Source organism: Streptomyces sp. NPDC025833, assembly GCF_055558055.1.
Map to the genome: position 1 here is coordinate 532294 of NZ_JBVHNF010000001.1, position 20014 is coordinate 552307.

The 20014-nt window shown below is 72.1% G+C and carries 18 protein-coding genes and 1 pseudogene; 1 reads left to right on the forward strand and 18 read right to left on the reverse strand.

What is annotated here, in order from left to right; all coding sequences use genetic code 11:
* Positions 1–141: 141 nt before the first annotated feature.
* On the reverse strand, positions 142–927 hold the full coding sequence (locus ACZ4K2_RS02310; RefSeq protein ID WP_467472819.1) for an SGNH/GDSL hydrolase family protein: 786 nt from the start codon (positions 925–927) through the stop codon (positions 142–144).
* Between the two features lie 352 nt (positions 928–1279).
* On the opposite strand from ACZ4K2_RS02310, the gene ACZ4K2_RS02315 reads away from it, so the two are divergent.
* The gene (locus ACZ4K2_RS02315; protein WP_467472233.1) at positions 1280–2077 is read left to right on the forward strand and encodes a tyrosine-protein phosphatase; all 798 of its coding nucleotides are present in this window, start codon (positions 1280–1282) and stop codon (positions 2075–2077) included.
* A gap of 85 nt (positions 2078–2162) precedes the next feature.
* On the opposite strand, the gene ACZ4K2_RS02320 is transcribed toward ACZ4K2_RS02315, so the two are convergent.
* From ACZ4K2_RS02320 to ACZ4K2_RS02400, 17 genes and pseudogenes are all read right to left on the reverse strand, one after another.
* A complete protein-coding gene (locus tag ACZ4K2_RS02320) occupies positions 2163–3380 on the reverse strand; it encodes an IS110 family RNA-guided transposase (protein ID WP_467472230.1) in 1218 nt (405 codons plus the stop codon).
* Between the two features lie 273 nt (positions 3381–3653).
* A complete protein-coding gene (locus ACZ4K2_RS02325; RefSeq protein WP_467472228.1) occupies positions 3654–3776 on the reverse strand; it encodes a DUF6126 family protein in 123 nt (40 codons plus the stop codon).
* Positions 3773–4396, reverse strand: a complete 624-nt coding sequence (locus ACZ4K2_RS02330; RefSeq protein WP_467472225.1) for a helix-turn-helix domain-containing protein — start codon at positions 4394–4396, stop codon at positions 3773–3775. The genes ACZ4K2_RS02325 and ACZ4K2_RS02330 overlap by 4 nt, the downstream gene beginning before the upstream one ends.
* 59 nt (positions 4397–4455) lie before the next feature.
* Positions 4456–5841 (reverse strand): aspartate aminotransferase family protein, encoded by a 1386-nt coding sequence (locus ACZ4K2_RS02335; RefSeq protein ID WP_467472223.1) that lies wholly within the window; start codon positions 5839–5841, stop codon positions 4456–4458.
* Positions 5838–7733, reverse strand: a complete 1896-nt coding sequence (gene dxs, locus ACZ4K2_RS02340; protein ID WP_467472220.1) for a 1-deoxy-D-xylulose-5-phosphate synthase — start codon at positions 7731–7733, stop codon at positions 5838–5840. The genes ACZ4K2_RS02335 and dxs overlap by 4 nt, the downstream gene beginning before the upstream one ends.
* A 76-nt stretch (positions 7734–7809) precedes the next feature.
* Positions 7810–8607, reverse strand: a pseudogene (locus tag ACZ4K2_RS02345) (flavodoxin-dependent (E)-4-hydroxy-3-methylbut-2-enyl-diphosphate synthase); the annotation flags it as partial.
* Between the two features lie 4 nt (positions 8608–8611).
* The gene (hpnH, locus tag ACZ4K2_RS02350; RefSeq protein WP_467472216.1) at positions 8612–9634 is read right to left on the reverse strand and encodes an adenosyl-hopene transferase HpnH; all 1023 of its coding nucleotides are present in this window, start codon (positions 9632–9634) and stop codon (positions 8612–8614) included.
* A gap of 5 nt (positions 9635–9639) precedes the next feature.
* Entirely contained in the window at positions 9640–10281 is a 642-nt protein-coding gene (locus tag ACZ4K2_RS02355; RefSeq protein ID WP_467472212.1) for a phosphorylase family protein, read from the reverse strand.
* A 1-nt stretch (position 10282) separates the two neighbouring features.
* Entirely contained in the window at positions 10283–12313 is a 2031-nt protein-coding gene (gene shc, locus ACZ4K2_RS02360; RefSeq protein WP_467472209.1) for a squalene--hopene cyclase, read from the reverse strand.
* 117 nt (positions 12314–12430) lie between these two features.
* On the reverse strand, positions 12431–13495 hold the full coding sequence (locus ACZ4K2_RS02365) for a polyprenyl synthetase family protein (protein ID WP_467472817.1): 1065 nt from the start codon (positions 13493–13495) through the stop codon (positions 12431–12433).
* Between the two features lie 68 nt (positions 13496–13563).
* Positions 13564–14988, reverse strand: a complete 1425-nt coding sequence (hpnE, locus tag ACZ4K2_RS02370) for a hydroxysqualene dehydroxylase HpnE (protein ID WP_467472206.1) — start codon at positions 14986–14988, stop codon at positions 13564–13566.
* Complete coding sequence (locus ACZ4K2_RS02375; RefSeq protein ID WP_467472204.1) at positions 14985–15113, reverse strand: DUF6380 family protein; 129 nt, start codon at positions 15111–15113, stop codon at positions 14985–14987. Before ACZ4K2_RS02375 ends, hpnE begins: the two co-directional genes overlap by 4 nt.
* Positions 15113–16075 (reverse strand): presqualene diphosphate synthase HpnD, encoded by a 963-nt coding sequence (gene hpnD, locus ACZ4K2_RS02380; protein ID WP_467472202.1) that lies wholly within the window; start codon positions 16073–16075, stop codon positions 15113–15115. Before hpnD ends, ACZ4K2_RS02375 begins: the two co-directional genes overlap by 1 nt.
* Positions 16072–16968 carry a squalene synthase HpnC gene (gene hpnC / locus ACZ4K2_RS02385; RefSeq protein ID WP_467472199.1) on the reverse strand — a complete coding sequence of 299 codons (897 nt, stop codon included), beginning with the start codon at positions 16966–16968 and terminating at the stop codon, positions 16072–16074. The genes hpnD and hpnC overlap by 4 nt, the downstream gene beginning before the upstream one ends.
* 361 nt (positions 16969–17329) lie before the next feature.
* Positions 17330–18109 carry an ABC transporter ATP-binding protein gene (locus tag ACZ4K2_RS02390; RefSeq protein WP_467472196.1) on the reverse strand — a complete coding sequence of 260 codons (780 nt, stop codon included), beginning with the start codon at positions 18107–18109 and terminating at the stop codon, positions 17330–17332.
* A complete protein-coding gene (locus ACZ4K2_RS02395) occupies positions 18102–19031 on the reverse strand; it encodes an ABC transporter permease (protein WP_467472194.1) in 930 nt (309 codons plus the stop codon). The genes ACZ4K2_RS02390 and ACZ4K2_RS02395 overlap by 8 nt, the downstream gene beginning before the upstream one ends.
* 103 nt (positions 19032–19134) lie before the next feature.
* Complete coding sequence (locus ACZ4K2_RS02400; RefSeq protein ID WP_467472815.1) at positions 19135–20007, reverse strand: glycosyltransferase family 2 protein; 873 nt, start codon at positions 20005–20007, stop codon at positions 19135–19137.
* Positions 20008–20014 lie beyond the last annotated feature (7 nt).

Below are 20014 nucleotides of genomic sequence, written 5' to 3' on the forward strand. Positions count from 1 at the left end.
CGTACCCCCCCCCCCCCCCCCCCCCCCCCGCCCGCCGCCCCCCCCCCGGGGGCCCCGCCCCCCCCCCCCCCGGGGGGGGGCCGGGGCGGGGGGGGGGGGCGCCCGGCCCCACGGCCGGCGGTGTCGGCGCTGTCGGAGGTGTCAGGCGACGGAGGCGATCCGCAGCTTGATGGCGTCCGGCGAGAGGGCGCCCTTGGCGATCACGTGGTCGCCGGAGGACTCGCCGCGCAGCCTCCGTCCGATCCAGGGGACGAGGAATTCGCGCGCCCACTGGACGTCATCGCGGCGGATCTCCAGGGTCCCCCTCGGCGGCAGCGGCGGCCACGCCTGCTCCGGGTCGGCCGGGACGTCCAGGCCGAGGGCCTGCCCGGCCCGCAGCGCCACGCGCGTGTGCCCCTCGGGCGAGAGGTGCAGCCGGTCGCTGTCCCAGGCCCTGCGGTCCTGCACGGACTTCAGGGACCACAGGTCGAGCACCGGGCAGCCGTACCGGTCGGCGATGGCACGTACGTGTCCGTTGTACGTGGCGATCTTGCCGCGCAGGTGCTTGAGCACCGGGACGCCGCGGGTGTCGAAGCCGGTCGTCACCAGCACGGTGCCGGCGGCCTCGGTCAGCCGGGCCACGGCGCGTTCGAAGCGCTCGGCCACTTCGTCGGGGTCGGTTCCGGGGCGGATGATGTCGTTGCCGCCCGCGCAGAAGGAGACCAGGTCCGGGGCCATCTCGATGGCCCGCGGGAGCTGGCCGGCCACGATCTGGTCCAGCAGCTTCCCGCGCACGGCGAGATTGGTGTACTGGAAGTCGCCCTCGGGGCGCCGGTCGGCGAGCAGGACCGCGAACCGGTCGGCCCAGCCGACGAAGGCCCCGTCGGGCCCGGGGTCGCCGACGCCCTCGGTGAAGCTGTCCCCCACCGCCACGTACGACCCGATCACTGATCTGTTGTCATTCTTCGAATCGTCTGCCACGTCGGGCCATGATTCACCTTGGGATGTGACCTACGCGACCGTAGGCGGGGGTTGACGAGCGGTGAGATGAGCCACTCGGGAGAATTCCCGGTTTCAGGAATACGGCCGTGCGCGGGGCTGTTGGAGCCGCGAACACCGGAGGCCGTTCCTCCGGGGCCACGGGGCCCGGGCGGCGCTTTCGGGCACCGGCTCCGGCGCCGGCCGCGGACCGGCCGGCCGTGCCCGTGGACGACTCGCCGTCTGCGGAAATCGATGTCGTATGGTCGACGGAGCGCCCGCCGGCGAGCCGCGCCGACGGGGCCGACCGGGAGGAGCCCCCGTGACGCAGCAGGTCCCGTCGACCGAGCCGGAGCTGGCAGGAGTCCGCAATTTCCGTGACGTGGGCGGGCTGCCCACCGTGGACGGGCGGCGGGTGCGCCACGGAGTGCTGTTCCGCAGCGGTCACCTCGCGCACGCCACCGCGCGGGACGCCGCCTTCCTCGCCTCCCTGGGCCTGCACACGATCTTCGACTTCCGCAACGCCGCCGACCAGAGACTCGAGGGGCCCGACATCGAACTGCCCGGCGTGCGCAATGTGAACCTGCCGCTGAGCGACCCGGCCGACGGCGCCGAGTTCTGGAAGATGGTGCGTGACGGCGATCTCGACCAGCTGCGCGTCCTCCTCGACGACGGCAGGGCGGCGGCCCGGATGACCGCCTCCTACCGGACGATCGTCAGGGAGCGGACCGGCGAGCACTCCCGGGTGCTGCGGGCGCTCGCCGAGGACAGCGTGCCCGCGCTCATGCACTGCGCGGCCGGCAAGGACCGCGCGGGCATCTCCGTCGCCGTGACCCTCCTCGCGCTGGGCGTGGAGCGGGACGCGATCGTCGCCGACTACCTGGAGTCCAACGCCAAGCACCGCCGCTACAAGGTCAGCCGCAGCGGCAGCGCGGACACCGCGTACACCCCCGAGGTGATGGAGCTGCTCGACCCGCTCTTCGACGCCCGCGCCGAGTACCTGGAGGCGGCCTTCGCGAGCATCGAGGAGACCTGGGGTGACACCGAGACCTATCTGACCCGGGGGCTCGGCCTCACGTCCGGGTCCCGCGAGCGGCTGCGCGAGCGCCTGCTGGACTGACGGCGGCGGGCCGCGGGGGGGGGTGCCTCTATGTCTTCCGTCAAGGCGCCCCTGTCGGGTTTGGTGTGGTTCGGTGTTGCTGGGGTTATGCGGCGAGCTCGACGTCTGTCGGTGTCCGGGATTCGTAGAAGGTGCCGTCGCGGAGCAGGGCGAACAGGACGCTGATGCGTTGACGGGCGAGGCGGAGGAGGGCTTGGGTGTGGGTCTTGCCGCGGGCTCGTTGCTTGTCGTAGTAGGCGCGGGAGGCGGGGTCGGCGTTCATGCAGGCGAAGGCGGACAGGAACATGGCCCGTTTGAGTTGCCGGTTGCCGCCTCGGGGTGCGTGTTCGCCGTGGATCGAGGTGCCCGACGACTTCGTGGTCGGGGCGAGACCGGCGTAGGAGGCGAGGTGGGCGGCGGTGGGGAAGCTGGTGCCGTCGCCGACGGTCACCAGCAGGACGGCGGCGGTCCTGACGCCGACGCCGGGCATCGACGTCAGGACCGGGGAAAGAGGGTGAGCCTCCAGCAGGGTGTTGATCTGGGCTTCCATCGCCCGGCGCTGGGTGTGGACGGCGGCAAGGGAGGCGGCCAGAGAGGGGATGACGATGTCGAGGGTGCCGGTGCCGGGGACGACGACGGTCTGCTCGTCCAGGGCGGTGAAGACGTCGTCGATGAGCCGGGATGCCATGCGCGGGGCCTTGGGCCGGATCACCTCCACCAGTCGGCGGCGCCCGGCCTTGCGTAGGGCGGCCGGGGAGCCGTAACGCTCCAGGAGCCACGTGACGGCCTGGTGGTCGAGCCGTGGGCCGAGGACGCGTTCGAGGCTGGGATGGAACTGGGTGAGCAGGCCGCGTATGCGGTTGGAGGTGCGGGTGGCCTCGGCCGCGAGGTCCTGGTCGAAGCCGACGAGCACGGTCAGCTCGGCGGTGATCTCGTCGGTCAGCTCCAGCGAGCGCAGGGTGTGCGGCATGGTGCGGGCCGCGTCCGCGATCACGGCGGCGTCCTTCGCGTCGGTTTTCGCCTCGCCCGGATACAGGTCGGCGATCCGGCGCATGGCCAGGCCGGGCAGGTAGGCGACCTTGCAGCCGGCGTCCCGGGCGACGGTCAGCGGGAGGGCGCCGATGGAGGCGGGCTGGTCCACGATCACCAGGACGGTGCCGAACTTGGCAGTCAGCTTGTCGAAAACGGCCCGCAGTTTCGGCTCGCTGTTGGGCAGCTGCTTGTCGAGGACCTTCTTCCCGGCCGGGGTCAGCCCGTGGCCGTGATGGGCGCTCTTGCCGACGTCCAGGCCGAGGAACACTCCCACGTCTTCGGTGTAGAACATCGCGTCCTTTCCGGGGTGTTGCAGGTGCCGGCCTCGGCGTCGGTGTCGTACTGGCGCATCCACGTTATGCAGACCTGCCATCCGCGAGCTGTCCGGCGTTGCGCCGGACCGGGTGGCGGTCGGACCTCTGATCAGCGTCTCCGACGGCACCTGCCGGACCCGGTGACACCACCCCCCAGGTCATCCGTTCGACAGGGGGACACAGTCATGCCGGGCCCGGAGGCCAGCGGCCCCATTGCGGAACCGCGAAGAACATAACGGGGGGCAGGGCCGTCAGTTCTTGGCGCCGACCGCGAACAGCAGGTAGAGGAACGCGGCCAGGACGTGCCCGAGGGCGATGTAGATGAGCAGCCGGACCCACAGGGCGCGGGGGAACTTCGTCTCGAAGTTGCTCATGGCAGTTCTCCGGTCAACGGGCCCAGGCACAGCGTGGCCGTGGGACTCTGCAGCAGGGTGTGGACGAACAGCAGCTCCACGCCGTCGTGGTCCTCGGCGGCGAGGCGGTGCGGGGTGAGGGAGTCGAAGTGCGCGCTGTCACCGGCGGCGAGCAGGTGCGCGGCGTCCCCGAGCCGCAGGCGCAGGCGGCCCTTGAGGACGTAGAGCCACTCCTCGCCGGGGTGGACGCGCACGATGTCGCCCTGGGAGCCGTAGGGCACGCGCACCCGCAGCGCCTGCATGCCGCGGCCCGGCGCCCCGGCCTGGAGGTAGGTCCAGCCGCCCGCGCGGGTCGGCTCCATGTCGGCGGAGCGGATGATCGCGTCGCGGTCGGTGACCCGCTCGCCCAGCAGTTCGGAGACGGTCGTACCGTAGATGCGGGCGAGCGCGAGGAGCATCGGCAGCGACGGCTGACGGTGCCCGGTCTCCAGCCGGGAGAGGTGGGCCGGGGAGAGGCCGGCGGTACGGGCCGCGGCCTCCAGGGTGAGGCCGGCCCGCCGCCGCAGTGCCCGCAGCTGCGGCGCGACGGCGGGAAGGCCGTCGTCCGGAGCTGCGGGCGGCGCGGGATCTGAGGCGTTCATGCCTCCATTAAGGCCGAAACTTGCCTCACTGGCAATTTTCTTGCCTCCCAGGCAAAACGTCAGCGGTTCGCCACCGCCTGCTTGATCAGCGTCTTGCCGAAGTCCCACATCAGACCGCCGCCGTTGTGCGCGTCGTCCATCACGGCCGTGAAGGCGCCCACGAAGCGGTCCACGTCGGCCTCGTCGACGACCAGCGGCGGAATGAGCTTGATCACCTCCAGGTGGTCGCCGGAGACCTGGGTGAGGATGCGGTGCTTCTGGAGCAGCGGTACGACGACCATCTGGGCGAACAGTCCCTTGCGGGCCGTCTGGAGCATGGTCCACCGGCCCCGCAGCTTCAGCGAGGACGGTCTGCCGAACTCGATGCCGATCATCAGGCCCCGGCCGCGGACGTCGGCGAGCAGCTCGTACCTGTCGATCAGCGCGGTGAGCCGGGACTTCAGCAGCTCACCGGTCCTGCGGACACCGGCGACGATCTGCTCGTTCTCCATGACGGAGAGCACGGCGAGTCCGCACGCCATCGCCTGGGCGTTGGCGCCGAAGCTCGCCGAGTGCACCAGCACGCGGTCCATCGACGAGTAGACCTTCTTGAAGATCCACTCGCGGCCGAGGGTGGCACCGACCGGCACGTAGCCCCCGGACAGCGCCTTGGCCACGCAGACCAGGTCCGGCTCCACGCCCTCCTCGTGCTGGTAGGCGTAGAAGTCGCCGGTGCGGCCGAGACCGGTCTGCACCTCGTCGGCGATGAGCAGCGCCTTGTGCCGGTGCAGCAGCTCCTGGGCCGCGCGCAGGTAACCGGGCGGCGCCTCGTGGACGCCCTTGCCCTGGATCGGCTCCACGATCAGGGCGGCCACGTCTCCCTTCTTCAACTCCCGGGCCAGGGCGTCCAGATCACCGAGGGGCACGGCGGTGTCGGGCAGCAGCGGCGCGAACCCGTCGCGGAAGCCGCTCTCGCCGTTGACCGAGAGGGAGCCGGTGGTCAGCCCGTGGAAGGCGTGGTCGCAGTACAGGACGCGGGGCCGGCCGGTGGCGTACCGGGCGAACTTCAGGGCCGTCTCGACCGCCTCGGTGCCGCTGTTGCCGAAGAACACCCGGTCCAGGTGCGGGCTGTGCGTGAGGAGCCGCTCCGCGAGGAGGCCCGGGAGCGGCTGGCAGTCGAAGCGGGTGAGGTCGGCGAGGTCCAGGTCCAGCACGTCGTGCAGCGCCTTGCGGACGACCGGGTGGTGCCGGCCGAGGCCCATCACCCCGAACCCGGCGAGCATGTCGAGGTGGTCGTTGCCGTCCGCGTCGAAGAAGTGCGCCCCCTCGGCGCGCTCGTAGACCCGGTCGAAGCCGATGGTGTGGAGCATGCGCGGGAGCTGCGGGTTGAGGTGCTTCGCGTGCAGCTCGTAGCGTTCGGCTCCGCGCTCGGCGAGCAGGGCGCCGAGGTCGAACTCGGTGGTCATTCACTCTCCTTGGCTGGGCCCGCGTCCTTGACGGCCAGACTGCCGCTGATCCGTCCGGCGATCTCGACGGGCGTGAGGCCGATGTCGGCCAGCACCTCGCTGCGCTTGGCGTGCGCCAGGAACTGCTCCGGGATGCCGAACCGCCGTACCGGCACGTCCACGTCGGCGTCGCCGAGGGCCAGCGCCACGGCCGAACCCACGCCCCCGGCCCGGCTGTTGTCCTCGACGACGGCCACCAGCCGGTGCCGGGAGGCGAGCTCGGGCAGGGCGGGGTCCACGGGCTTGACCCAGCGCGGGTCCACCACGGTGCAGCCGATGCCCCGGGCGGCCAGCAGGTCCGCGGCCTGGAGGCAGACCGGGGCCATGACGCCGACGGCCACCAGCAGGACCTCGGGATGGTCGGCGCGGTGCAGGACGTCCATGCCGCCGACGTGGCCGACGGCCGGGATGTCCGGGCCCACGGACTCCTTGGGGAACCGGACCAGGGTGGGCGCGTCGTCCACGGCGACCGCCTCGCGCAGCTGGGCCCGCAACTGGCCGGCGTCGCGCGGCGCGGCGATCCGCAGGCCGGGGACGACCTGGAGGATCGACATGTCCCACATGCCGTTGTGCGAGGCGCCGTCGGTGCCGGTGACGCCGGCCCGGTCCAGTACGAAGGTCACCCCGCAGCGGTGCAGGGCGACGTCCATGAGCAGTTGGTCGAAGGCGCGGTTGAGGAAGGTGGCGTAGACGGCGACGACCGGGTGCAGCCCGCCGGTGGCGAGGCCGGCCGCGGAGACGGCCGCGTGCTGCTCGGCGATGCCCACGTCCCACACCCGGTCCGGGAAGCGCTCGGCGAACCCGCCGAGCCCGACGGGTTGCAGCATGGCGGCCGTGATGGCGACCACGTCGTCCCGCTCCTCGCCGATCCGCACCATCTCGTCGCCGAACACCGAGGTCCAGGAGGGCCCCGCGGACGGCGTCAGCGGCGCGCAGGTCAGCGGGTCCATGACGCCGACGCTGTGGAAGTGGTCCTCCTCGTGCGCGAGGGCGGGCTCGTAGCCGCGGCCCTTGACGGTGAGGCAGTGGACCACGACGGGACCGTGGAAGCGCTTCGCGCGGCGCAGCGCCGACTCGACGGCCCTGATGTCGTGGCCGTCGATCGGTCCGACGTACTTCAGCCCCAGGTCCTCGAACATGCCCTGCGGCGCGAAGGCGTCCTTGAAGCCCTTCTTCGCGCCGTGCAGGGACTCGTAGAGGGTGCCGCCGACGACCGGGGTGCGCTGGAGCACCTCCTTGCCCCAGGCGAGCATCTTCTCGTAGCCGTCGGTGGTGCGCAGGGTGGCCAGGTGGTTGGCGAGGCCGCCGATGGTGGGGGCGTACGAGCGTTCGTTGTCGTTGACGACGATGATCAGCGGCCGGTCCTTGGCCGCGGCGATGTTGTTCAGCGCCTCCCAGGCCATGCCGCCGGTCAGCGCGCCGTCGCCGATGACCGCGACCACGTGGCCCCGCTCGCCCCGCACCCGGTTGGCCTTGGCGAGGCCGTCGGCCCAGCCGAGCGCGGTGGAGGCGTGGCTGTTCTCGATGACGTCGTGCTCGGACTCCTCGCGGGAGGGGTAGCCGGACAGGCCGCCCTTGCCGCGCAGCTTGGAGAAGTCCTGACGTCCCGTCAGCAGTTTGTGGACGTAACTCTGGTGGCCGGTGTCCCACAGGATGCGGTCGACCGGGGACTCGAAGACCCGGTGGAGCGCGAGTGCGAGTTCCACCACGCCCAGGTTGGGTCCGAGGTGCCCGCCGGTCCGCGACACCGCCTGCACCAGGAACTCACGTATCTCTCCGGACAGTTCGCCGAGTTCCGCCTCGGACAGCGCCTTCAGGTCACGTGGTCCCCGGATGCTTTCCAGAATCGTCACGCTCGGGCCCCCTCTCGGTCCGTGCCTTGCCTCAACTCGACTGTTCCGCCGGGCTCGTCCGCTCGGCGAGCTTCATGGCCTCCTCGATCAGGGTCTCCACGATCTTCGACTCGGGGACGGTCTTGACGACCTCGCCCTTGACGAAGATCTGGCCCTTGCCGTTGCCCGAGGCGACGCCGAGGTCGGCCTCGCGGGCCTCGCCGGGGCCGTTGACGACGCACCCCATCACCGCCACCCGGAGCGGGACCTCCATGCCGTCCAGGCCCGCAGTGACCTCTTCGGCGAGCTTGTACACGTCCACCTGGGCCCGGCCGCAGGACGGGCAGTCGTGCTCCTCGAAGAGCGACGCCTCCCACAGGGCGGACTCCACCAGGGCCTCGGGGGTGGCCCTGCCGTACTTCCGCAGCAGACGGCGGTCCAGGGAACCGGCGTTCACACCGATGCGGATCGGGGTGCCGTGGTCCTTCGCGACGCGCGCGATCTCCTTCACCTTGTCGTCGAACTGCTTGATGTTGCCCGGGTTCACCCGGACCGCGGCGCAGCCCGCCTCGATGGCGGCGAAGACGTACTTCGGCTGGAAGTGGATGTCCGCGACGACCGGGATCCGCGACTTGCCCGCGATGGTGGCCAACGCGTCCGCGTCGTCCTGCGTGGGGCAGGCGACGCGGACGATCTGGCACCCGGAGGCGGTCAGCTCGGCGATCTGCTGGAGGGTGGCCCCGATGTCGGACGTACGGGTCGTGGTCATCGACTGGACCGAGACCGGCGCGTCACCGCCGACCGCCACCGGCCCGACCTGGATCCGCCGCGACACCCGCCGCGGCGCGACCGGGCGGGCCGGCACCTCCGGAACACCCAGGGGAACGGCGGTCACCGCCTCACTCCCGGTTCCCGGACACGGTCTCCCGCATGGCCCGCAGCGACTCCTTCAGCGAGCCCATGGTGGCGAGGACCGCGGTGGGCTCGTACCCGCAGTGCGCCATGCAGTTGTCGCAGCGCGGGTCCTTGCCCCGGCCGTACTTGTCCCAGTCGGTCTTCTCCACGAGTTCCCGGTACGTCGGCACGTAGCCGTCGCTCATCAGGTAGCAGGGGCGCTGCCAGCCGAAGAGCGAGTAGTTCGGGATGGCCCACGCGGTGCACGGGAAGTCGACCTTGCCCTCCAGGAAGTCCAGGAAGAGCGGGGAGTGGTTGAGCCGCCACTTCTGGCGGTTGCCGCCCGCGAACGCCTTCCGGAACAGCTCGCGGGTCTGCTCGACGCCGAGGAAGTGCTCCTGGTCGGGTGCCTTCTCGTAGGCGTAGGCGGGCGAGATCATCATCTCGTCGACCTGGAGGTCGTCGTTGAGGAAGTTGAGCACCTCGACGATGGTCTGCGGGGTGTCGGTGTTGAAGAAGGTCGAGTTGGTGGTCACCCGGAAGCCGCGCCGCTTGGCCTCCTTGATGGCCTCCACCGCCTCGTCGAACACGCCCTCCTTCGCGACGGACTCGTCGTGCCGCTCCCGCAGCCCGTCGATGTGCACCGCGAACGCGAAGTACGGGGAGGGTGTGAACTTGTCCATCTTCTTGCGCAGCAGCATCGCGTTGGTGCACAGGAAGACGTACTTCCGCCTGGCCACCAACTGGCGGACGATCTCGTCGATGTGAGGGTGCATCAGGGGCTCGCCGCCCGCGATGGACACCATCGGCGCACCGGACTCCAGCACCGCGCCCACGGCCTGGGCCACCGGCATGCGCTGCTTGAGCACACCGGCCGGGTGCTGGATCTTGCCGCAGCCCTCGCACTTCAGGTTGCAGGCGAAGAGCGGTTCCAGCTCCACGATGAGCGGGAACTTGTCCCGCCTGCGCAGCTTCTGTTCAGCCAGGTACGTAGCGACCTTGATGGACTGGCGCAGCGGCATGGCCATCTGGCTCACCTCCGAGGGAGCAACAGGGAACGGTGCCATTCGAAAAATGCGGGAAGGATGGACCGGAGGACGCGGAAGGCCGTTATCCCACCGCGCACCGTGCCGATCCGGACGAGTTCGTGTTCGGGAGCGTCCACGACGACGCGGACGGCCGCGACCGGGCGCTCGCCCGTGCGGACGGCGGCCAGGAGCGTGGCCGCCGACTCCATGTCCACCGCGATCGCTCCGGTGGCGAGCAGGTCGGACCGCTCGGGACCCCGGACCACGTGGTCGGAGCCGGTGAGCGGACCGGTGTGGACGGTGCGCCCGGGCAGCAGGCGCACCAGTTCCTTGACGAGCAGTTCGGTACCCAGGCACGGGACGGTCCCGCGCGGGTCCCGGGTCTCCTCGGCGACGACCAGGTCGCCGGGGTGCATGCCGGGGGCCAGACCGGCGCAGAAGCCGGTGGCCAGCACGGCCGTGTCGGCCGGTGCCGGGCCGGTGAGCAGCCGGCTGACGGAGCGCTCCGCCGCGCGGGGCCCCATGCCCGTGCGGACGAAGGTCACCGGCCCGCCCGCACCGCCGCGGTCGCCGGTGCGCAGGGCGAGGTGCTCGATGCCGAGGGCGCAGGCGATCAGCAGGGGTGCCGGGGCGGGCTGGTTGCTCAATTCACTCCCCCTCGGCCTGCGCGGCAGCCTTCTCGGACCGGGCGAGCAGGTTCCGCTCGAAGGGGTCCCCGTGCAGGTACCGGCCGAGGGCGGTGAGCGGGAACACCTGCCGGTACAGGTGGTAGTTGATGGAGAAGTCCCACGGGAAGCCGGTGCCGGTGAAGTACGGCTCGTCCCAGGAGCCGTCCTCCCGCTGGGTCCCGGTCAGCCACCGGACGCCGCGTTCGACGGCCGCGGAGTCCTTCTCGCCCGCCGCGAGGAGCGCCATCAGCGCCCACGCGGTCTGCGAGGCGGTGGAGGCGCCCCGGCCGCTCCACTCCTTGACGTCGTCGTAGGAGCGCAGGTCCTCGCCCCAGCCGCCGTCGTCGTTCTGGATGGCCTCCAGCCAGACCACGGCCCGCCGGATCGCCGGGTGCGAGCCGGGCAGCCCGGCCGCGGTGAGCGCGGGGACGACCGACCCGGTGCCGTACACGTAGTTGACCCCCCAGCGGCCGAACCAGGAGCCGTCGGCCTCCTGGTTGGCGAGCAGCCAGTCGATGCCGCGCCGGGTCCGCGGGTCGTCGGCCAGGCCCTCGGCGGCGAGCATCTCCACGACGTGCGCGGTGACGTCCGCCGACGGCGGGTCGATGACCTCGCCGAAGTCGCAGAACGGCAGCCGGTTGGGGAACGGGCTGGTGTTGTCGACGTCGAAGGCTCCCCAGGCGCCGTTCTTCGACTGCATGCCGAGGTTCCAGCGGACGCCCCGGGCGATCGCGCGGTCCACGCGCTCGGGGTCGTGGTGCCGGACCCGGCGCAGCGCGAGGGCCACCTCGGCGGTGTCGTCGATGTCGGGGTAGTTGTCGTTGTGGAACTCGAACGCCCAGCCGCCGGGCGGGAGTCCGGGACGCTTCACGGCCCAGTCGCCGGGCCGGACGATCTCCTCGCCGAGCATCCAGTCCGCCGCCTTGACCAACTGCGGGTGGTCCACGGGCAGTCCGGCGTCCACCAGGGCGATGGTGGCCAGGCAGGTGTCCCACACCGGGGACTGGCACGCCTCGATCATCCGGGCGCCGTCCGCGCGCCGCACGGCGAACCGGTCCAGCGAGGCGAGGCCCTCGCGCAGCACCGGGTGGTCCAGGTCGTAGCCGAGCAGGTGCAGCGCGATGACCGAGTAGACGGCCGGGGGCTGGATGCCGCCCCAGCAGCCGTCGTTCTCCTGCCGTTCGATGATCCAGCGGGCCGCCGAGTTCATCGCGGCCCTGCGCAGCCGGCGCACCGCGACCTTGCGGTAGCCGCGGACCACCTTGTCGAGGCGCTGGAAGAGGCCGTCCCAGGACACCGCCGGGGCGAGCCGCTGCGGCGGGTTGGGGTTCGCGGGGTCGGTGTGCAGCTCGTCCAGCGGGAAGGGCGCCGGGCGCACCGGGCGCTTGGCGGAGACGATGGTGAGCGGCACGATGGTCTGCCGCGCCCAGCACCCGAAGTTGTAGATGTTGAGCGGGAACCAGGTGGGGAAGTAGATCAGCTCCGGCGGGAGTTCGGGCAGGTCCTCCCACTTCCACCAGCCGAACAGGGCGAGCCAGATCCGGGTGAAGACCCGGGCCGCGGCGATGCCGCCGCGCTCGCGGATCCAGGCGGACGCCTGCGCCATGTGCGGGGCGTCCGGCGCGTCGCCGGCCAGGCGCAGGGCGACGTAGGCCTCGATGGTGGTGGACAGCTCGCCGGGTCCGCCGTAGAAGGTGGCCCAGGTGCCGTCGGGGCGCTGCTCGCCGCGGATGAACTTCGCGGCGGCCTGCACGGTGTCGTCGTCCAGGATGCCCAGGAACTGGCGGAGCAGCAGGTCCTCGGCGTCCATGGTGACGTTGGTCTCCAGGTCGCCCTTCCACCAGCCCTGGGCGTCCTGCTGGGCGAGCAGGAAATCGGTGGCGCGCCGTGCGGCGCCGGCGGCGGCTTCCCGTACCCCGGCCGCCGCGGACGGGGTGAGAGTGGTGTCGCTGGCCGCGGCAGCTCGGGGTGGCAAGGTGGCCCCGGCGCTTCCGTCGGTCGTCGCTGTCATGGCTTCCCCTTCGTGCAGTCGTGCGAGTCGTGCTGCTGTGGGTCCGCCGTCGGCCGGTGTCCGCAGGCTCTGCGGCACCGGCCGGCGACTACGCGAGGTGAGTTCGGCCGATAGGGATCATCTCTTTCGTACGACGACGAAGTCGGCGAGTGCCGTGAAGGAGTCCCGCACCCGGTCGGGCATCCGGACGGCGTCGAGGGCTTCGATGGCGATGGTGTGCTGGCGGCGCGCCTCCCCCGCCGTCCAGTCCCGCCCGCCGGCCTCCTCGATGAGGGCGGCGCGGGCCGCGAACTCCTCCTCGGAGAAGTTCTCGAAATCGCTGCTCTTGGCGTCGGCGGCGAGGATCTCGCCGAGCCGCTCGGAGGCGGGGCCGCCGGCCGCGAGGGCGGCGACCACGGGCAGGGACTTCTTGCGCTGGCGCAGGTCGCTCCAGGTCTGCTTGCCGGTGGCCCCGGGGTCGCCCCAGATGCCGAGCAGGTCGTCCACGGCCTGGAAGGCGAGGCCGAGGTGGTAGCCGTACCGTTCCAGCGCGTCGGCGGTGGCGTCGTCCGCGCCGCCGAGCACCGCGCCGATCGAGGAGGCGCAGGCGAGCAGGGCGCCGGTCTTGTTGCCCTCCATCTCCAGGCACTCCTCGACGCTGACGCGGTCGCGGTGCTCGTAGGAGATGTCCTGGGCCTGGCCGTCGATCAGGGCGCGGGTGGCGGCGGTCAGCCGGCGGGTGGCGCGGCCTGCCTCGACGGTGCCGAGTTCCAGCAGGACCTCGTTGGCGAGGGCGAACAGGGCGTCGCCGACCAGGATGGCCTGGGCGGGGCCGTGCACCTTCCAGACGGTGTCGCGGTGCCGGCGCTGCTCGTCGCCGTCCATCAGGTCGTCGTGCAGCAGCGAGAAGTTGTGCACGAGCTCGACGGCGACCGCGCCGGGGACGCCCGCCTCGGGGGCGCCGCCGGTGACCTCGGCGGAGAGCACGGCGAGCGCGGGGCGGACGGCCTTGCCGCCGTCGCCGTCGGCGGGGTTGCCGGCGGCGTCGATCCAGCCGAAGTGGTAGGCGGCGACGGTGTCCATGGGCGGCGCCAGGCGGTCTACGGCCGTGCGCAGCACCGGCGTGGCCAGCGTCCGTCCGCGCTCCAGGAGCGCGGTCACGTCGACCGCGGGCCTCCTGGCGGGGGTCGCTGCCGGGGGCACAGTGGGCACAGTCTCTCCTCTTGTTGCGGTACCGGGGGTGCGGGCGCCTGCCGCCTGCCGGTCGGGCATCAGGCCGCCTCCTCGAACTCGAAGAGGTGGCGGGGGCGGGGGCGGCCCAGGGCGCCGAGCGCGGCGTCGGCCGCGCTCACCCCGCTGCGGACCGCGCCCTCCATGGTCGCGGGCCATCCGGTGGCGGTCCACGCTCCGGCCAGGTACAGGCCGGGGGCCTTGGTGCGGGCGCCGGGCCGCAGCCGCCCGACGCCGGGGGCGGGGGCGAACGTGGCCGTGCGCTCCCGGGTCACGAAGAAGTCCGTCACCTCGGCGGTGCGCGCGCCGGGGATCAGCCGCTCCAGCTCGGGCAGGTAGCGCTCGCGGAGTTCGGCGACCGGTGTGTCGATCTCGTCCTGCGCCGTCGACTGGGAGAGCGCGAGGTACTGGCCCGTGCGCAGTCCGGAGGCGCGGGTGCGGTCGAACACCCACTGCACGGGGGTGCCGAGGGCGGCGAAGAAGGGGCGCGCGAGCACCTCGCGGTCGTAGACGACGTGCACGTTGAGGATGGGCGCGGTGCCGATCCGGAGCAGCCGTCCGGGGTCGTCGAGGGCGCCGGGCGGCAGCAGGTCGTGGGCCTCGCGCTGGGGTACGGCGAGGACGACGGCGTCCGCGGTGAGGGTCTCGCCGGGGACGCGGACGCTCCAGGCGCCGTCGCCGTCCCGGGAGACGGAGGTGACGCGGGTGCGGACCTCGGTGCGGACGCCCGCGGCGTCGAGCGCCTCGCGGGCCAGCCGGTCGTGCAGGTCGCCCAGCGGGACGTGGGCCCAGCCGATGTCGGCCGCGCCCGGGTCGGACAGCAGGCCGGTCTTGAACACCATCGCGGCGAGCCCCAGCGAGGCGTCGCCCGCGACCGCGTTGAGGGTGGCGACCCCGACCAGGTCCCACAGGGCCTCGACGGCGCGCGCCGACTGCCCGTGCGCGGCCAGCCAGCCACCGAAGTCCTGGGTGTCCAGCGCCGGGTCGGCGGGGTCGAGGCCCTTCAGCGCGAGCGCGGCGCGCCCGACGGCCGCGCGCTCGGCGAGCGAGAGGTGCGGGTAGGCGGCCAGGCTGCGCCCCAGGTGGAGGGGGACGGGCAGCGGGTCGCGGCGCAGCCTGCCGAGCCGCCGTCCCTCGGGCCGGGCGGCGTCGACGACGGGCACGTCCAGGCGGTCCTGCACGGGCGCCAGCGCCGCGCCCTCGATGCGGTCGAGGAACCAGCGGTAGGCGGTGCAGCAGCGCAGGTACACGTGCTGGCCGTTGTCGACGGTCAGTTCGCCGCGCCGGAAGGAGAAGGCGAGGCCGCCCAGCCTGGGCCGGCCTTCGAGCAGGGTGACCCGGACGCCGGCGTCGGCGAGGGCCAGCGCCGCGGTGGTCCCGGCGAGACCGCCGCCGACCACGACCGCACTGCGGGCCGCCGGCCCCGGGCTGCCGGCCTGCGCCTGTGCGGGTGAGCCGTCGCTCATCGTGCGTCCTTCCGTGCGTGCCGAGCGTGCTGGTTGAACGGTGCACGCCCGGCCGTCGCAGTCAGGGACGCCACGCCGCGGCCGGGGGTTGCCTGCCGCGTACCGTGCGGTCGGGTGCGGCCCATCAGGCGCGCCTCCTGACGGAGCGCCGGGTGACGTGGCGGGTCACGTGCCGGGTGTCGAGGCCGGACAGGCCGCGCACGGCGACGTAGGCCTTCTCGTGTCCCGGCAGCGAGACCCGGCCGCGCAGCACGGCCTCCGGGTCGCGCTCGATGCGGTCCAGCAGCCGGCGGTAGATGCCGGCCATCGCGGCCACGCAGGCGCCGCTGCGCCGGTCGAGCATGGGCAGCAGGCGGTAGCCCTCGGCGAAGAGGGCGCGGGCGCGCCGCACCTCGAAGTGGACGAGGCCGGCGAAGTCGGAGCCCTCCGGCGGGGTCGGCGCGCGGAAGCCCGCCGAGCAGCCGAACTTGGCGAGGTCGTCGGCGGGCAGGTAGGTGCGGCCGCCCTCCGCGTCCTCGCGGACGTCGCGGAGGATGTTGGTGAGCTGGAGGGCGAGGCCCAGCGTGTCGGCGTACTCGGCGGCGCGCTCGGCGCCCCGCGCGCCCGGCTCGGTGCCGAAGACGCCGAGCGAGAGGCGGCCGATGGCGCCGGCGACGCACCGGCAGTACACCTTGAGGTCGTCCCAGGTCTCGTAGGTCTCGCCGCGCAGGTCCATCTGGACGCCGTCGATCAGCTCGTCGAGGCCGCCGAGCGGGATCGGGAAGGCCCGCGCGGCGTGGCTGAGGGCGACGGCCACCGGGTCGGTGTCGTCCTCCTCGATCCCGCCCTCGCGGATCCGGGCGAGCAGCGCCCGGGTGTCCGCCAGCCGCGTCAGCTTGACCTCGCCGGCGAGGTCGCCGTCGCCGATGTCGTCCACGCGCCGGGAGAACGCGTAGAGCGCCGACATGGCGCGTCGCTTGGCCGTCGGCAGCAGCCGGATGCCGTAGGCGAAGTTACGGGCCTGCTGCCCGGTGACGGCCTCGCAGTAGCTGTAGGCGGCGAGTACCGGCGCGGACACGTGCGGCGCGGAAGCCACGGCCCCGATCACCCCTTTCCTCGCAGGATCACGCCCGCCTCGCGCAGCAACTGGACCTTGCCGGGTCGGGGCGGGCCGGGAAGTACGTCGTATTCGGCGGCGGCGATCGCTTCGATCGCCGCCCTTCCCCCCGCCACGAACCCCGCGAGCAGCAGCTTCAGCCTGCCGTGGACGCTACCCACGAGGGGGGCGCCTTCATTCAGCAGTTCTCGGGCGCGTTGTGCTTCGTATGCAACCAGGGCGCGCACCGATGCGCCCGTGGTTTTCGCGGCGAGGTCCGCTTCCCGGACGTGGAAGCGCGACATGTCCTCGGCGGGGAGGTAGATCCGGTCGTGGCCGAGGTCCTCGGCGACGTCCTGGAGGTGCTCGACGATCTGCAGCGCGGTGCAGATCGCGTCGGACAGCCGGATCCGTTCGGGGGTCGACGTGCCGGTGACGGCGAGGACGAGGCGGCCGACCGGGTTGGCCGAGAGCTCGCAGTACGCGAGGAGGTCGTCGTAGGTCTCGTAGCGGGTGACGAGCTGGTCCCGGCGGTTGGCGGCGATCAGCCCGAGGAAGGGCCCGGGGGTGAGGGCGCGGCGGCGGACCGTGGGCTGGAGGCGGCGCAGCAGGGGGTGGTGCGGGGTGCCGTCGAAGACGCGGCGCAGGTCGGCCTCGAAGGCGTCGAGGAGGACGAGCCGGTCCTCGGCCTCGGTGGCCGACACGCCGAGCAGCCGGGCGTCGGCTCCGCCGGGGGCGAGGTCGCCGTCGCCGATGTCGTCCACCAGGCGGGCGAAGCCGTAGACGGCCATGAGGTCCTGGCGCCAGGCCCGGGGCAGGAAGAAGGGGGCCACGGGGAAGTTCTCGCCGGCGGCCTTGTCCAGTGTGGCGCGTTCCAGGCCGGGCGCCGCGGTGGTGCCCGTCATCGCACGCTGTCCGGGACGGGGACGGCACATGCTGGGCTGAGCTGGGGAGTCTCCATAGCCAATTGCCGTCACATCTCCCGTTCTACACTGCCGACCCAATACACACTATTTCGGACACGCCGCCCCGCAATCCGCAGGGATGCGCCCACGCGGGACGGCGCGCATTATCGCCCCACTTGCCGGTTTCCGGCACCGGTACAGCTTACGTTGTACAACGCCGCGCGGACCGTCGGGGTGTCCCGCACATCACAACAACACACCGATTGGCTCCAAAATTCCTTACCGCAGCGGGAGTTGGCACTTCTTTCGCGTACGAAGGGCCCCACCGGACGAATTCCGGCGGGGCCCTGGCCGAAACGGGTCACTTGCCCGTGAACTTCTCGTACTCCTTCAGGACCTCGTCGGTGGGTCCGTCCATCCGCAGCTCACCGCGCTCCAGCCAGAGCACGCGGTTGCAGGTGTCCCGGATGGACTTGTTGTTGTGACTCACGAGAAAGACCGTTCCGGCCTCTTTGCGCAGTTCCCGGATGCGGTCCTCCGAGCGCTTCTGGAACTTGCGGTCCCCGGTGGCCAGCGCCTCGTCGATCATGAGGACGTCGTGGTCCTTGGCCGCGGCGATGGAGAACCGGAGCCGGGCCGCCATTCCGGAGGAGTACGTCCGCATCGGCAGGGTGATGAAATCCCCCTTTTCGTTGATGCCGGAGAAGTCGACGATGTCCTGGTAGCGATCCCTGACCTGCTCCCGGGACATGCCCATCGCGAGTCCGCCCAGAATGACGTTCCGCTCGCCCGTCAGGTCGTTCATCAGGGCCGCGTTCACACCCAGCAGGGACGGCTGGCCGTCGGTGTAGACCTTGCCCTTCTCGGCGGGCAGCAGGCCGGCGATGGCGCGCAGCAGGGTGGACTTGCCGGACCCGTTGGAGCCGATCAGCCCGACGGCCTCGCCGCGGTAGGCGACGAAGGACACCCCGCGCACGGCGTGCACCTTGCGCACGCCGCGCTCCTCGCCGCGCTTGACGATCCGGCTCAGGGCCGCCGTGGCGCTGCCCTTGCCGGTCTTGGCACCGTTGACCCGGTAGACGATGTGCAGCTCGTCCGCGATGACCGTCGGACGCGGGTCCTGGATGTTCTGCTCAGCCACGGCCGTACCGCTCCTCCGCCTTCCAGAAGTACACGAAGCCGCCGGCGAAGAAGGCCACGGCCCAGAACAGGGCGACGGCCCACACGTGCGGCGGCAGGTTCGAGGATCCGTAGCCGTCGATCAGGGCGAACCGCATCAGGTCCATGTAGACCGCGGCCGGGTTGAACTGGAGCACCCGGACGATCCACTCCGGGCGCCCCTCCAGCATCTTGTTGATCGAGAACATCACGCCGGAGGCGTACATCCAGGTGCGCAGGATGAACGGCATCAGCTGGGCGAGGTCCGGCGTCTTGGCGCCCATGCGGGCCACGACCAGCGCGAGCCCCGTGTTGAACAGGAACTGGAGTGCCAGCACCGGCACGATCAGCAGCCAGGACAGGCCCGGGTAGCTGCCGAAGCCGATGGCCACGACGAACAGCACGAGCATCGAGAACAGGAGCTGCTGGAGCTGCTGGAGCGCGAAGGAGACCGGCAGGGAGGCGCGCGGAAAGTGCAGGGCGCGCACCAGGCCGAGGTTGCCGGAGATCGCGCGGACGCCCGACATGATCGAGCTCTGCGTGAAGGTGAACACGAACACGCCGGTGACCAGGAACGGGATGTACACCTCCCGGGACATGCCGCGGCTGGCGTGCAGGATCAGCCCGAAGATGAAGAAGTAGACGGCCGCGTTGAGCAGCGGCGTGGCCACCTGCCAGACCTGGCCGAGCTTGGCCTGGCTGTACTGGGCGGTCAGCTTCGCCTGGGAGAAGGCGAGGATGAAGTGCCGGCGGCCCCAGAGCTGGCTGATGTACTCCCGGAGCGAGGGCCGGGCACCGCTCACGGAGAGCCCGTACTTCGCGGCCAGCTCGGCCGCCGTCAGTCCCGCGTCGGGCGACGGGGCCGCGCTCACCGCGACCGTGCCGTCGTGCGTGGTCTCACTCACAGGGGGATACTTTCGTCTTCGGGTTCGTCTGCCGCGTGCCGCCGTGTCGGCGGACACGTGTCCATGAGCCGTCCGGCGGGCGCGGCCCGCCGGGTCGAGCTTGTCAGATGACCGGGGGGCGGCCCAGTCGGGTGAGTCGCCACACCGTACGCCACCGCATCGGGCGGCGGGGGCCGCACGGGGTGGCCCAGCCCTCGCGGAAGCCGCCGAACCAGGCCCGCAGGGCCGGCCGCGAGGGGCGGCGCAGCAGGGTGAGCAGCATCCAGACCCCGAGGTAGACCGGGACCAGGAGGGCGGGGAGGTTGCGGCGGGCGAGCCAGACGCGGTTGCGGGCGACCATGCGGTGGTAGACCGCGTGCCGCGAGGGCGCGGTCGTCGGGTGGTACAGCACCATGTCGGACCGGTAGTCGATCATCCAGCCCGCGTCGAGGGCCCGCCACGCCAGGTCGGTCTCCTCGTGCGCGTAGAAGAACGCGTCCGGCAGCCCGCCGACCTCCGCGAAGACGCGGGTGCGGACGGCGTTGGCGCCGCCGAGGAAGGTGGTGACCCGGGAGGAGCGCATCGGGTCGGAGGCGCGCAGCCGGGGTACGTGCCGGCGCTGGGTCTCGCCGGTGGCGGGGTCGGCGATGCGGAAGCTGATGATGCCCAGCTCGGGGTCGGCGGCGAAGGCCCGGCGGCACAGCTCGGCGGTGTCCTGGCGGGCGAGGAGGCCGTCGTCGTCGAGGAAGAGCAATATGTCGACATCGCGGCCGCCGGGCCCGAAGGCCTCTATGCCGACGTTGCGTCCGCCGGGGATGCCCAGGTTCTCGGGCAGCTCCAGGGTCCGCACGCCGTCCGGCACGTCCGGGACGGGCGCGCCGTTGCCGACGACGACCACCTCGACCGGGGCGCCGTCCTGCGCGGCGACCGAGTCCAGCAGGGCCCGCAGTTCCCCGGGCCGGTTGCCCATGGTGATGACGACGGCGCCGACCTTCATCGGCGTG